The 14,439-nt window shown below is 26.1% G+C and carries 13 protein-coding genes; 11 read left to right on the top strand and 2 right to left on the bottom strand.

Translation table 4 applies throughout. The features are described from left to right. Nucleotides 1-217: 217 nt before the first annotated feature. From ACW95P_RS03395 to nrdE, 11 genes are all read left to right on the top strand, one after another. Complete coding sequence (locus tag ACW95P_RS03395; protein ID WP_457961830.1) at nucleotides 218-1,528, top strand: hypothetical protein; 1,311 nt, start codon at nucleotides 218-220, stop codon at nucleotides 1,526-1,528. A 60-nt stretch (nucleotides 1,529-1,588) separates the two neighbouring features. Next, on the top strand, nucleotides 1,589-2,881 hold the full coding sequence (locus ACW95P_RS03390) for a hypothetical protein (protein ID WP_457961829.1): 1,293 nt from the start codon (nucleotides 1,589-1,591) through the stop codon (nucleotides 2,879-2,881). Between the two features lie 287 nt (nucleotides 2,882-3,168). Beyond that, nucleotides 3,169-3,978 (top strand): MurR/RpiR family transcriptional regulator, encoded by an 810-nt coding sequence (locus ACW95P_RS03385; protein ID WP_457961828.1) that lies wholly within the window; start codon nucleotides 3,169-3,171, stop codon nucleotides 3,976-3,978. 99 nt (nucleotides 3,979-4,077) lie between these two features. Then, nucleotides 4,078-4,998 (top strand): ribokinase, encoded by a 921-nt coding sequence (gene rbsK / locus ACW95P_RS03380; RefSeq protein WP_457961827.1) that lies wholly within the window; start codon nucleotides 4,078-4,080, stop codon nucleotides 4,996-4,998. Then, nucleotides 4,991-5,416: a D-ribose pyranase gene (rbsD, locus tag ACW95P_RS03375; protein ID WP_457961826.1), complete on the top strand. Its 426-nt coding sequence runs from the start codon at nucleotides 4,991-4,993 to the stop codon at nucleotides 5,414-5,416. Before rbsK ends, rbsD begins: the two co-directional genes overlap by 8 nt. Next, nucleotides 5,416-6,921 (top strand): sugar ABC transporter ATP-binding protein, encoded by a 1,506-nt coding sequence (locus tag ACW95P_RS03370; protein ID WP_457961825.1) that lies wholly within the window; start codon nucleotides 5,416-5,418, stop codon nucleotides 6,919-6,921. Before rbsD ends, ACW95P_RS03370 begins: the two co-directional genes overlap by 1 nt. Continuing rightward, nucleotides 6,914-8,635 carry an ABC transporter permease gene (locus ACW95P_RS03365; RefSeq protein ID WP_457961824.1) on the top strand — a complete coding sequence of 574 codons (1,722 nt, stop codon included), beginning with the start codon at nucleotides 6,914-6,916 and terminating at the stop codon, nucleotides 8,633-8,635. Before ACW95P_RS03370 ends, ACW95P_RS03365 begins: the two co-directional genes overlap by 8 nt. Next, entirely contained in the window at nucleotides 8,635-9,645 is a 1,011-nt protein-coding gene (locus tag ACW95P_RS03360) for a substrate-binding domain-containing protein (protein ID WP_457961823.1), read from the top strand. The genes ACW95P_RS03365 and ACW95P_RS03360 overlap by 1 nt, the downstream gene beginning before the upstream one ends. 408 nt (nucleotides 9,646-10,053) lie before the next feature. Next, nucleotides 10,054-11,076 (top strand): class 1b ribonucleoside-diphosphate reductase subunit beta, encoded by a 1,023-nt coding sequence (gene nrdF, locus ACW95P_RS03355; RefSeq protein WP_457961822.1) that lies wholly within the window; start codon nucleotides 10,054-10,056, stop codon nucleotides 11,074-11,076. Beyond that, nucleotides 11,076-11,537, top strand: a complete 462-nt coding sequence (gene nrdI, locus ACW95P_RS03350; RefSeq protein WP_457961821.1) for a class Ib ribonucleoside-diphosphate reductase assembly flavoprotein NrdI — start codon at nucleotides 11,076-11,078, stop codon at nucleotides 11,535-11,537. The genes nrdF and nrdI overlap by 1 nt, the downstream gene beginning before the upstream one ends. Nucleotides 11,538-11,559: 22 nt before the next feature. Further along, the gene (nrdE, locus tag ACW95P_RS03345) at nucleotides 11,560-13,731 is read left to right on the top strand and encodes a class 1b ribonucleoside-diphosphate reductase subunit alpha (RefSeq protein WP_457961820.1); all 2,172 of its coding nucleotides are present in this window, start codon (nucleotides 11,560-11,562) and stop codon (nucleotides 13,729-13,731) included. Between the two features lie 153 nt (nucleotides 13,732-13,884). Here the strand turns inward: nrdE and ACW95P_RS03340 are convergent, their stop codons facing one another. Together ACW95P_RS03340 and ACW95P_RS03335 are read right to left on the bottom strand one after the other, a co-directional pair. Then, nucleotides 13,885-14,043, bottom strand: coding sequence for a hypothetical protein (locus ACW95P_RS03340; RefSeq protein WP_457961819.1), 159 nt, complete (start codon nucleotides 14,041-14,043; stop codon nucleotides 13,885-13,887). 110 nt (nucleotides 14,044-14,153) lie between these two features. After that, nucleotides 14,154-14,439 (bottom strand): transposase (locus tag ACW95P_RS03335; RefSeq protein WP_457961818.1); only part of this gene is annotated, 286 nt, incomplete at its 5' end.

Genomic DNA, 14,439 nt, shown 5'->3' with positions numbered 1-14,439 from the left:
TTATATATAAATTTTAATCTTATAAAAATTATTATTTTAAAATTCTATAATTCTTTAGTTTAAAACACAGATATAAATTTTACATTATAATTTTATTAGTGATTTCAAATATAAAAAGGGATTTTAAAATGGAATGTAAGAAAAAAAATGATATTTTGTATGGGAAAACTAATTTTAATTACAAATGTGAAAAGAATTAAAATCAAAGTAGAGTAGCATGATAAGTGAAAAAAATTTCAATGATGTAATTGAGAATTTAAAAAAATACAAATTAGAAAAAACTAAATTAGGAAAATTAAAATTTGAAGATATTTATTTAAATCTAGATGATTTGCCATTTGAAACTAATGCAGAAAAATTTTATTTTTCTGAAAAATTAGATTTATTTAATTTTTACGATACTCCTTATGAAGTTTGTTGAAATGATGGTGAAACACCTTATGAAAATTTTAATTCTGAATACCCTACTAATATTTTTTTTGAAAATTATATGTATGATGATGATTCCAAAAAATTTGATAGTGAATATGATCTCTATATTTTAAAAAATGAGCATTTTGGATATGATTCTAGCAAAATAGAATTTTTAGAGTTAGGTAAAAAAGAGTTTTTAAAATACCCTATTTTTGAAATGAATAATTATAAAGGATTTAAACAAACTTTTATTTTAGTAAAAAATACACCAAATAATGGCAAAGCAGAATTTTATGTAAAACATTCTAATTATTGCGAAATTGTTTATGGGGAAACTCCAAAAACAAAAACTTTTATTAATAAAATTGAGGGAATAATTAAAGAAATTTTTGGTTGACCTATTATTAACTATCGTTTTTTCGAAAAAAATTCATATGATATTGGAAGATATTCATTATCGGATGGTGAAACATCATTTGAAAAATTCATTAAAAAAAATGATTTGCAAGAAATTGATTACTCATTTATTTTAAATAATTATTCTATTTATCCTTCTGAATATATTGAATGAAAAAATCTTGTGTTAGACTATCCTGAAATGAATATTTATAATCCATTAATAACTGGCATAAGAAATCAGGAAGGAAATCTAATGAAAGATATTAGTGAAATAAAACTATATTTTTTAAATGAGTCCAAAAATTATCCATTGACGAAAAAAAATCATGAATATTATAATTTTTGAAAAGATAGCGATGTACCATATCTAAAATTTTTTAAGTTAGATGAAGATTTTTTAAATGTTAAGCATTTGCAACAAAAATTTAATCCTTCTAAACATGATTTTTCTTATGAGTTTCATTTCGCTTACAAAACAGAATTACAACAATTAGCTTTTGAAAAAAATATCATTTTTACTAAAAATATAATTTGACCTATTTTAGTTTGAGATCAAAGAAATTTCAGAAAACCATTTTATAAATTTATTTTTCCATTAAGCATAAATAATTTTTATAATAAAAACGATTCTAAAAAATTTTTTGAAAAAGCGCTTCAAAAAATAAAAGAAGTTAACAATTATTTTGAGTTGTTTTGAACTATTTTTAATGAGTAAAATAATCATAAATTAAAATATAAATTACACTAACATGTGTCTATAAATGTAGAAGATTATATGATAAGCAAAAAAAATTTCGATAAAGTAATAGCCAATTTAAATAATTCTAATTTAGTTAAAACTAAATTAAGCAAAATTAATTTTAGTGAAATTTATTTAAATAAAACAAGCGGCTCTAAAAAAATTATTAATAATGAAAAATTATCATTCGCTGATAAAGTTTCAATTTTTAATTTTTCTGAAAAAGATTGAGGACAATTATGCGATGGTTATGAAAAAGAATTTAACTTAGAAAATATTAATAATAACTATGAAATATTTCCTGAAAAAGAATTTTCTAAATATAAGAATTTTGATGAATTCGATGAAGATTATGACTTATACATTTTAAAAAATGAATATTTCGGTTTTGATTCTTATAAAATTAATATTTTTGATAATTATGATATTTCAAATATTGAATATCCTTTTTTTGATACCCAGTATTACTTGGATAAAGTTAAACAAACATTAATTTTAGTCAAAAATAAGCCGGTGAACTCAAAAGCGCAATTCTTTTTTAAAAATTCCGAATATTGAAGTGTGGTATATGGTGAATTCGATTCAACACAAAATTTATATGCAAGTAAAATTGAAAAATTTATTAAAAAAATTTTTGGTTGGCCAATCATTAATTACAATAATGATTCCATTATTTTTAAAAGCAATGAATGAAAAAATAATTTTGCTAATATTGAAATTTTATTTAATAAATTTGTTAAAGAAAATAATTTAAAACAAATTAATTTTTTAAAATTAAAAAGAAATTATTGTAGAAAAATTAGTGAAGATTTTATTGACAATGACTTTTTGTTTAATTTAAGTAAAATAAACACTGATTCAACAATTAAAGAGCAAAACTATTATCACAAAAAAGGTTGAAAATACATTAAGTTAAATTTTACTAAACCTTTTTATGCTTTTTGAAATGATGAAAATTCTAAGTATTTAAAATATTTTGTGCTAACTAAAAAATATTTAGAAATTGAAAATTTATTTCAAAAAAATGAAAAGCATTTAAAAAATAATTACAAAATTAATGATTTATATGATTCAGAAGTTGAGCATGTTAATTATTATGAAAACTCAAAAGAATTTGCCTTTAAAGAAAATATTATTATAAGCAAAATCATTGATTGACCAATTTTAATTTGAGATCAAAGAAATTTTCAAAAACCTTATTACAAAATTATAATTCCTGCTAATGTTTCTCGTTTTTATGATGATAAAAATAAAGCTATATTTTATGAAAAATTATTTTCTAAAATTAGAGAAATAAATCAAAAATTTAATTGATTTCTCAATAGATAAAAATTAAATATAACTAAAAAAGCAAGCCCTTAAAAATGAGAAGTTTGCTTTTTTATTATGTTAAAATATCCAAAACTATTAGAATAATTAAGTTTTATTGATATCCCTTTACTTATCAAGATTTTAAAACAAATAAAAACATACATTAATTAATATAAAAACAGTTAATTCAATTAATTTTAAATCGCCACCAAAAATCGCTAAGATGCTTACACTATTCAAAAACGTTAAATTTTTTTGTTTTAGTTTTTTCAATAGATAAAATTTTTAAGAACTATAATTTAAATATGAAATTTTTTGAGGACAAATACAATATTTTAACTAACTATGAAAAAGATGTCATTGAATTTATTAACAAAAAACCAATGGATTTTGTTAATTTTTCTATTAATAAAATTGCTGATGTTTGCGCAGTATCTTCCGGAGTTATTTCGCGGCTTTACATAAAAATTGGCTTTAATTCATTGCGCGACATGCAATTTTATGTGCATTATAAAGTTATAACAAATAACTTTATTAATGAAGAAGTTGAATCAAAAACGCCAAAAAACTTTGCTCAAAAAATTACTAACACTTATATTTATGCTATTAATAAAATTGTTGAAAATTTGAATAATCAAATTTTTGTTGATGCTATTCAAAGAATCATTGAAGCTTCAGTAATTCGTTTATATGGCAATAAACAATCATTAATTTCTTGTCAATTGTTAAATTTAAAATTAGAATCAATTGGAAAAACTGCAATTGTAGAACAAGATTTTTCTAATTTATTAGCAAAAATTGATCACCTTTCACAACAAGAATTATTTATTTTATTTTCTCATTCAGGAAAAAGTAAAGAAATTGATTTTTTAATAGATGTTTTAAAAAATAAAAATATTGATTTTATTTTGATTACTGCAAACCCAGAATTAATTAAAACTAATAAATGAGTCTTAATCTATGAAATAAATGACATTTGAGTTAATAATTCAATTAATAACTCTATTTCTCAGCACTATATCATTGATGTAATTGTTGAATATTTAAAAGTTAAACTTAATTTTAAAGAATGTAAAACCACAATTAATGAATGAAATACAAAAGAAAAAAAATAACATTTTAAAAATAAAAAATGTTATTTTTTTTCTTTAAGTTTAAATTTTGCACAAAAATCATAATAATTTACTTATATAAATTTAATATGAGGTGAAATTATGCAATCAAAAATTTTAGTTGTTGGGTCAGTTAATGTAGATCAAGTTTTGCAAATGAAAAACTTTCCAAAAAATGGGGAAACTATTTATTCGTCTAATAAAAAAACTTTTTTGGGTGGTAAAGGATCTAATCAAGCAATTGCGTTAAAAAAACTTAATGCAACAGTTGATTTCATCGGCAAAGTAGGAAAAGACCAAGAAGCCAATTTTGCTTTAACTGAATTGCAAAAACACGGTATTGATATTAATCACATCGAACAAACTAATAATGTAACTGGAATTGCTTCCATTTATGTTTCAGCTAATGGCGAAAATACAATTGTGTTGATGCCAGGAGCTAACCACGATTTTGTCAATCAAGATTGAAATAAATGAGTAGAAATTATTAAACCCTATGATTATTTACTATTTCAATTAGAAATTAATCATGAATTTGTTTTTGATTTAATTCAGTTAGCAAAACAATATGGTAAAAAAGTGATTTTAAATCCCGCTCCTGCTAAAAAAATTCCTGATGAAATTTTGCAATTATGCGATTACATAATTCCAAATGAAACAGAATTAGCAACAATCTTTGATCGGGAGCCTGTGGGTAGTGAAGAAGAAATTCATCAGTTACTTTTAGAAACTCAAAAAACACACCCGCACACAAATTTAATTGTAACTTTTGGAGCTAAAGGCGTTTACTATATTAATTCAGAAAAACAATTAGTTAACGTGCCTGCTAAAAAGAATGTTAATGTAGTTGATACAACTGGTGCTGGTGATAGTTTTATTGGTGGATTTTTATCACAAATATCACTTGGATCTACACTAGAAGAAGCAATTAAGTTTGGAATTAGTGCAGCAAGCATTTCAATAACTCGCCAAGGTGCTGCAACATCAATTCCAATTTATGAGGAGGTTATAAAAAATGTTTAGATATCCAAACTTTATTTTAAATCCAGCAATTAATCACTTAATTGCGCAATTGGGGCATTTTGATGAAATTGTTATTTGCGATGCTGGATTACCAATTCCTAAAGATAATAACCCTCAAATTATTGATTTATCATTAATTCCGGGAATTCCTGAATTTATTGATGTTTTTCAAGCTGTTGTGGAATACATGGCAGTTGAAAAAATTGTTGTAGCTAGTGAAATGTTTAATCATTCAAATGATTCAAACCGCATTTTTAATGAAATGAAAGAAGCATTACAGGATTATCCTGAAATCAAGCTAGAAAAAATAAATCACGAAAATTTTAAAACACAAACTAAAAAAGCAAAAGCTTTTATTAGAACTGGCGAAACAACACCTTATGCTAATGCAATTTTAGTTGCTGGAGTTAATTTCTAATGAATGTTATTTTAGAAGCTAAAAACATTAAAAAAGCTTTTGGCAAAGTTTTGGCCTTAGATAAAGTAGAAATCAGAGCTTATGCTGGTAAAGCTAATATTTTGATGGGCGAAAACGGAGCTGGTAAATCAACTATCATGAATATTATTTCTGGTAATTTAGCCCCAGATCAAGGAGAAATATTTTTCGAAGGCAAAAAAGTTACAGCTCAAGGAATTAAAGAATTTCAAAAAATGGGAGTCGCAATTGTGCATCAAGAAATTAAATTAGTTGATACTTTGACAATTGCAGAAAATATTTTTTTAGGGCGTGAAAAAACTAATAAATTCGGGATCATCAATTATTCAGAAATTAATAATTTAGCTCAAGAAATTATTAATCAACTTGATCCCAAATTAGATGTTAGAACAAAAGCTGAAAAATTAACCATTGCAGAAAAACAAATTGTTGAAATTGCTAAAGCCTTATCACAAAAATCGAAAGTAATTATTTTTGATGAACCTACTTCCTCAATTGGATTAAAGGAAACAATTAAGTTTTTTGAAATTATTGAAAAATTAAAAAAAGAAAAAATTGCAATTCTTTATATTACCCACAGAATGGAAGAATTAGAAAAAATTGGTGATTACATAACTGTTTATCGAGATGGGAAATATATCCAAGAAATGTCTTATTTACAAACTACAAATTCCGAAATAATTGAGTTGATGGTTGGAAGAAAATTGGAAAGTCAATTTCCATTAAAAAATAACACTTTTGAAAAAATTCCAATTTTGAAAATTCAAAACTTAAATAATAAAAATGTTAAAAATATTAATTTTGAAATTAACACTCATGAAATTTTGGGATTTGCCGGATTGGTAGGAGCTAAAAGAACTGAATTATTTAAAGCACTTTTAGGATACGAACCTATAACTTCAGGATCGATTTATTTAAATAATAAAAAAATAGTTTTTAATTCTCCAAGTGAAGCAATTAAAAACCATATCTACTACATTTCCGAAGATCGTAAGCAAGAAGGACTATTTTTAGAAAAATCAATTAGTTTTAATGACTCAATTTCTGCAATTGATAAAATAAGTTTAGCTAAAGGATTGTTTATTTATCCTAATCGTGAACAAATAGTTAATGAAAATATTAATAATCAATTACGAGTAAAAAGAAATTCTTTAAATCAACTTGTTAAAAACCTTTCTGGTGGTAATCAGCAAAAAGTAGCAATTTCAAAAGCATTACTTTCAGACCCTCAAATAATTATTTTTGATGAACCAACACGCGGAGTGGATGTAGGCGCTAGAAGAGAAATTTATGAAATTATTGAGCAATTGAAAAATTCTGGAAAAGCTGTTGTTGTAATTTCATCTGATTTACCAGAAATCATTGGGATAGCTGATCGTTTAATAGTTATGCACGAAGGAAAAATAGAAGTAGATACAAAAGAAAAATTAAATCAAAAGCAAATTATGAATTATGCATTAGGTTTAAGGGAAGGTGCAAATGAGTAAATCATTAGATTATATTGATAATTTAATTTATAAGCCAATTCATGAAAATGAAGAACGCCTAAAAGATTTAAAATTCGAAAATCAAATCACAATTGAAAAACATCTGGATAAAGTTCGTAAAAGAGCAGTTTTATATCAAGACAAAAACAATTATTTAAAAAACAAGATTAACAATTTAGAAAATAAAATAATTGATATTCAAGCTAAAATGCTTTTAGATAATCAAACAAAAAGTGCAATTGCTGAAACTACATTAAGTTATAAAACTAAAGCTGAAAAACTAAAAACTAAACTAGTACAACAGGAAAAAATTTTAGAAACTAAGTTGCAAAATTATAGTCAAAAAATTAAGCAACAAATTATAATTTTTGAAAAATATGCTCAAAACAAAGAAATACAATTAGCTCAAAAAATCACTGAAAAAAATGAGCAAATTTTGCAGCAACAAAACATTAAATATAAAAATTTAAAATTAGAAATAGCACAAAATAATGAGCAATATCAAAAAGCTTTGCAAGATTTACATAATCAAAAAACAGAAGAAATTAATGCCATCAAAAAACAAGATTCACTAATTTTTTCAAAACAATTATTATTAATAAATCACAAATATGATGGTTTAGAAAATAAACTAAAATTACAACATCAAAAAACAGAAAATAAACTTTTACAACCAGTAAAAACTTCAAATTATTTAAATAATTTTAAAAATATTGCTTTTTATAAAAAAGTAGATAATTCGCTTTTAAATTGAATATTTAAAAATAAACTAATTTTCTTAATTTTAATTTTTGCCTTAATTGTGGGTTCAATTTATCCAAGGTTTTTTTACTTAGAAAACTGATTAAATAATATCTTGCAACAAAATGTTGTTGTTGGTTTACTTGCTATTGGAATGACATTCATTATTTTAACAGGGTCAATTGATTTATCTGTTGGATCAACAATGGCACTTTCGGGTGGTATAGCATTATACTTACATACAACTAATGAATTATCATTGGGATTGTCATTAATTATAGGGTTAATAATTGCGTTGGCCTTAAGTTTAGCAATGGGATTTTTAAGTTCTTATGGCAAATTACAATCATTTATTGTAACTCTTGTTGGTTTATTAGTATTTAGAGGGATTTTAAATGTTGTTTTAGAAGGAAAGCCAGTTTCAATAAGAGGAAATGAATTTATTAATTTTTTAGGTAATGGCACAATTTTAGCAATTCCTTCAATGGTATTTATCTTTATAATTGTGACTTTAATTTTAATGTTTATTTTAAAATGAACAAAATTTGGAAGATATGTTTATGCAACAGGAACAAATAAAGTTGCATCAAAAGCAAGCGGGATTAAAACTAAACTAATTATCACAAGTGTATTTGGCATTTCTGGATTAATGATATTTCTAGCTTCGCTAGGATACATTGGAAATGTTAAATCTATTGAACCACAAACTGGTGTTGGGTATGAGCTTTCTGCAATTGCTGCAGTAGTTTTAGGAGGAACCTCACTAAGTGGCGGTAAAGGAAGTATTGGCAAAACAATTATTGGTTGATTATTAATTAGCATTCTTAATAATGCTCTTGTTTTCTTAAGAGTTGATTCAAATATGCAACTTGTATTTCGTGGGGTAATTATTTTGCTTGCTGTATTATTTGATAATCAATTTAATGTAAAAAGTAAATTTGTAAATATTTTAACTAGGGTGCGTGGGTACTAATGCTAAAAATTAGACTTAGTCAATCATGAAATAAATTTTGAAAAAGCGGTTTATTTGTAATAGCTTTTTTATCCATTATTACAGGAATTGGGGCGGGTATCGCTATTGCAAATCGACCACAACAAAAGCAAGTAATTTCATTAATTTTATCAACAAGAACTAACCCATTTTTTAATAGTATTGAAAATGCTGCTAGAAAAGAATTGGCAGATAATAACGAATATGAACTAAATGTTTTAGATTCACAAGAAGATGATAATAAGCAAACTGAAAATATTAAAAATGCAATTGCACTTAATTCAAAAGCGATCATTATTAATGTAATTAATTCACAAACAGCTTGAAATGGCGGGTTAAAAGATGCTGTGTCAAAAAATATCCCAGTAATTGCTGTTGACCGCGTCATTTCAGGGGATGATGTTAAAATTAACCAAACAATTGCTTCTAATAATGTTTTAGGCGCTAAAGATATTGCTGAATGATTTAAAAAAACATATGTTGGTTCAGAAAATTCAAATGTTTTTCACCTTGAAGGAGTAGCTGGAGCACAAGCTGCAATTGATAGAAAAGCTGGTTTTGAGCAAGGATTTGGAAAACCTTACTGGAGAAATCAAATTGCTAACTTTAATCGGGCACAAGCAATTGAAAAAACTGGAACCATTTTATCTTCAGACTCTGAAGCATTTAATATAATTTTTGCTGATAATGATGAAATGGCTGTTGGTGCTATCAATGCTATTGAAGCTAAAAAATATGAAGCAATTAATACCAAGCCCTATGATCCCAAACCACTAAAATATTATGTTTTAGGATTTGATGGAACAGAGGATGCTTTAAAACTAATTAAAGAGGGCAAAATGGCAGCAACGGTTATTCAACAACCAGCATTAATGGGCAAAATTGCTGTAGAAAGTGTGCTTGATATTTTAAATGGTAAAGAAATACTAAATAAAGTAGATGCCGCCACAGTTGTAGTTTCAATTGAAAATATTGATCAATATTTGAAATAAAATTTCAAAGATAATGATTAAATAAAAAAACACATTCAAAAGTTTTTAAATAAACTAATGAATGTGTTTTTTATTAAAACTGCCAAATAATATTTTAAATATTTACAATTAAATATATGTGTTTAGCATCACTATAAAATAAAAGAGAAAATATTATTAAGAATTCAAATTTATAAAATTTTATTAGGAACTTCTGGTTAATTAGTAGCTTTTTATTTGAATAAAACTGAAAATTTTGCAACAAAAAAACTTTTTGCTTTATGAATTTTAAAAATGTTATATATTAATTTAACAAACTAAAAAAACAGCTAAAAAATAAACTGTTATACAAGTGTTATATTTTGTTTTTTTAGTTTTTAAAAATAGTATAATAAAAAGCCAAACTTAATTTTTATCAAAGGAGCACTAATGTCTAAAGTTAAAAATCAATACTATAATGAATCTGTTTCCCCACTAGAATATGCTTTAAATGGCTTTAAAGGTAAAATGCGTTCAGTTAATTGAAACGTAATTAATGATCCTAAAGATTTAGAAGTTTGAAACCGAATTACGCAAAACTTTTGATTACCAGAAAAAATTCCTGTATCAAATGATTTAATGTCTTGAAAAACATTAACTCCTGAATGACAACAGTTAATTACAAGAACTTTTACTGGACTAACTTTGTTAGATACGGTGCAAGCAACTGTAGGAGATGTAGCTCAAATCCCATTTTCACTAACTGATCATGAACAAGTTATTTACACTAATTTTGCCTTTATGGTGGCAGTACATGCCCGTTCATATGGAACAATTTTTTCAACATTATGTTCAAGTGAACAAATTGAAGAAGCTCATGAATGAGTAATTAATACTAAAACATTGCAAGAAAGAGCAAATGTTTTAATTCCTTACTATGTTGAAAAAAATTCCTTAAAATCTAAAGTTGCTGCAGCTTTAATGCCAGGATTTTTGTTATATGGTGGATTCTACTTGCCGTTTTATTTATCAGCTAGAGGAAAATTACCGAATACTTCTGACATTATAAGATTGATCTTGCGTGATAAAGTCATTCATAACTATTATAGTGGCTATAAGTTCCAAAAAAAGGTTGAAAAATTAAGCCCCGAAGAACAAGCAGAAATGAAAGAATTTGTTTTTGACTTGTTATACAAATTAATTGATCTAGAAAAAGCTTATTTGTATGAGTTATATGATGGCTTCGGAATTGCTGAAGATGCAATTCGTTTTAGTGTCTACAATGCTGGAAAATTCTTACAAAATTTAGGTTATGATTCACCTTTTACTGAAGAAGAAACAAGAATTCAACCAGAAATTTTTGCTCAACTTTCAGCTCGCGCTGATGAAAATCACGATTTCTTTTCAGGTAATGGTTCTTCATATATTATGGGTGTAACTGAAGAAACCGAAGATGAGGATTGAGAATTCTAATGCATCATGATGTTATTAAAATTAGTGATGATCAAGTTATAAAACCTTCTGGAGAAATATTTGTAGTTTATTTTTCTTCAATTTCAAATAATACACATCGTTTTATCCAAAAATTAGGATTTGAAAATGCGCGAATCCCTTATGATATTGACCAAGATTTAAAAGTTAATAAAGAATATGTCTTAATTGTGCCAACTTATAGCGGTGGTGGCGAGCACACTTCTGGTGCTGTACCAAAGCAAGTAATTAAATTTTTAAATAATAAAAACAACCGTGAATTGTGCCGGGGAGTAATTGCTTCTGGCAATACTAATTTTGGCAATACTTTTGCAATTGCCGGACCAATTCTATCAAAAAAATTAAACGTTCCGCTTTTATTCCAATTTGAATTATTAGGAACACAAGCTGATGTTGAAAATATTCAGAACATTTTAAAAAAATTCTGAGCAAAAGAAGCATAATAATCAAGAGAGTGAGCTCAAAATGAAAGAAAAAGATTTAGTAAAAAACACAACTGAAAGCCAATTTGGTAATGATGAATACATTGCATTAAATGCTAAAGCTAAAATGTTTTTAGCTGATGAAAATAATCTAAAATTAGATTTAGAAGCAGTGGATAAATATTTACATAATCATGTTTTACCGCGTTTAAAACGTTTTGAAACATTAAAAGAAAAACTAGCATATCTAGTTGAAAATGATTACTATGACCAAAATGTTTTAAATAAATATTCAGATAAGCAATTAAAAGAAATTTGAAATCAAGCCAAAAGCTACAACCATACTTTTCCAAGCTTTATGGGAGTTTTAAAGTTTTATAATGCTTATGCTTTAAAATCGTTTGATGATTCGCAGTATTTAGAAAATTTTGAAGATCGCTGTGTGATGAATGCTTTATTTTTAGCTCAAGGTGAATTCGATAAAGCTCAAAAAGTTTTAAAACAAATTATGTTAGGACGCTACCAACCTGCCACACCAACTTTTTTAAATGCCGGTAAAAAACAACGTGGAGAATTTATTTCTTGCTATCTATTAAGAATTGAAGACAACATGGAATCAATTGGTAGAGCAGTTACAACATCATTACAACTTTCAAAACGTGGTGGTGGAGTAGCGTTATGTTTAACTAACTTACGTGAATTTGGTGCCCCAATTAAGAAAATTGAAAATCAAGCCACAGGAATTGTTCCTGTTATGAAAATTTTAGAAGATTCATTTTCTTATGCAAATCAATTAGGTCAAAGACAAGGTGCTGGAGCCGTTTATTTAAATGTTCACCACCCTGAAATTATGACTTTTTTAGATACTAAACGTGAAAATGCTGATGAAAAAATTCGTATTAAATCTTTATCTTTAGGAGTTGTAATTCCTGATATTACTTTTCAATTAGCTAAAAATAATGAAGATATGGCACTTTTTAGTCCTTATGATGTAGAAAAAGAATACAAAAAAGCAATGAGTGATATTTCAATTACTGAAGAATATTACAATTTAGTCAACAACCCAAAAATTAAAAAAACTTGAATTAATGCTCGAAAATTATTTCAAACAATTGCAGAATTACACTTTGAAAGTGGATACCCATATTTATTATTTGATGACACAGTTAATAAAAGAAATCCTCATCCTTACGGAAGAATTGTGATGTCAAATTTATGTAGTGAAATTGTGCAAGTTTCAACACCTTCAGAATATTCAACAGATTTAAGTTTTACTAAAACAGGAGAAGATATTTGCTGTAATTTAGGAAGTTTAAATATAGCAAAAGCTATGGAAAGTGGCGCAGAATTTGGTGAATTAATTGAGGATTCTGTTTATGCGCTTGATAGAATTTCGAGATATACAGATATCTCTTCTTCGCCTTCAATTGAAAAAGGAAATCGTTTAAATCACGCTATTGGATTAGGAGCAATGAATTTACATGGATTTTTAGCAACAAATCACATTTTTTATAATTCACCAGAAGCAGTTGATTTCACAAATATGTTTTTCTATACTGTAGCTTATCATGCCTACCGTTCATCAAATGAATTAGCTAAAAAAGTTGGAGTTTATGCCAACTTTAATAAATCAACTTATGCTGATGGAAGTTACTTTGATAAATACACAAAAGTAGCACCAGATAAATGAACTTTTGCAACCGAAAAAATTAAAACTTTATTTAAACAGTACAATGTTGAAATTCCAACACAACAAGATTGAATTAAGCTTGTTGAAGAAATTAAAAAAACCGGTTTAGCTAATTCACATCTTATGGCAGTTGCTCCAACGGGTTCAATTAGTTACTTAAGTTCATGTACCCCAAGCTTACAACCGGTTGTAGCACCAGTTGAAGTGCGTAAAGAGGGGAAATTAGGAAGAGTTTATGTTCCGGCTTATAAAATTAATTGAGATAATATGGGATATTATGCAGAAGGCGCTTATGAATTAGGGCCGGATCCAATTATTAACATTGCAGCTGCTGCACAGCAACATGTCGATCAAGCAATTTCGCTAACTTTATTTATGAAAGACACTGCAACAACTCGTGATTTAAATAGAGCTTATATTAATGCTTTCAAACAAGGATGTTCTTCAATTTATTATGTTCGGGTAAGGCAAGACATTTTAGAAGATAGTGAAAAATATGATGAATGTGAATCTTGTGTAGTTTAAAAAATTAATAAATGAAAAACCTCATAATGAGGTTTTAAACTAGGACAAAAAAAGTGAACCTCCAAGTTTCGCCCGCCTCAATATTCAGGCGTGTTTAATCTTTTATGGTTCACTTTTTACCCTAGTTTATTTTTACTTTATATGATAATATTTTTATTTTTTTGTTTCTTTATTGTAAAGTCAAAAAGTTAGCATAACTAACCCAAAAACTGCAACAATTAACCCTAAGGCAGCTAAAAATATTTGTCAGACTTCTACTTCTTTACCTAATTGAATTAATGAAAAAACTGCAATTAATGCCGGAAGAATCACAGATAAAAATGCTAAAAATGTATTAATATATTTTTTTATATTTTTATTTGTTTTTTCTATTTTTTTATTATGAGTTTTGCTATGCGCCCCAAAAGTTGGACTTATAAATTTTAAGTATTTGAATGATCCCTGAATTCTGCAGGGGTCATTTTATTTAATCTAATTGATATCCTTTGGTTATTATAATATTCAATGTAGTTTTCTATTGCTTTAATTAAATCTTCAATATCCTCAAATTCATGTTCATGTCCATAAAACATTTCTCTTTTTAGGATTCCAAAAAAGTTTTCCATAATTGAATTATCTAAGCAATTCCCTTTTCTTGACATTGATTGAATAATCCCTTTTTCTTCTAAAGCATTTTGATATTTTTTCATTTGATATTGTCAGCCTTGA

This window comes from Mycoplasma pogonae (genome assembly GCF_054170725.1).
Note: the sequence above shows the minus strand (reverse complement) of the source record. Positions and strands in the feature narration are given on the sequence as shown.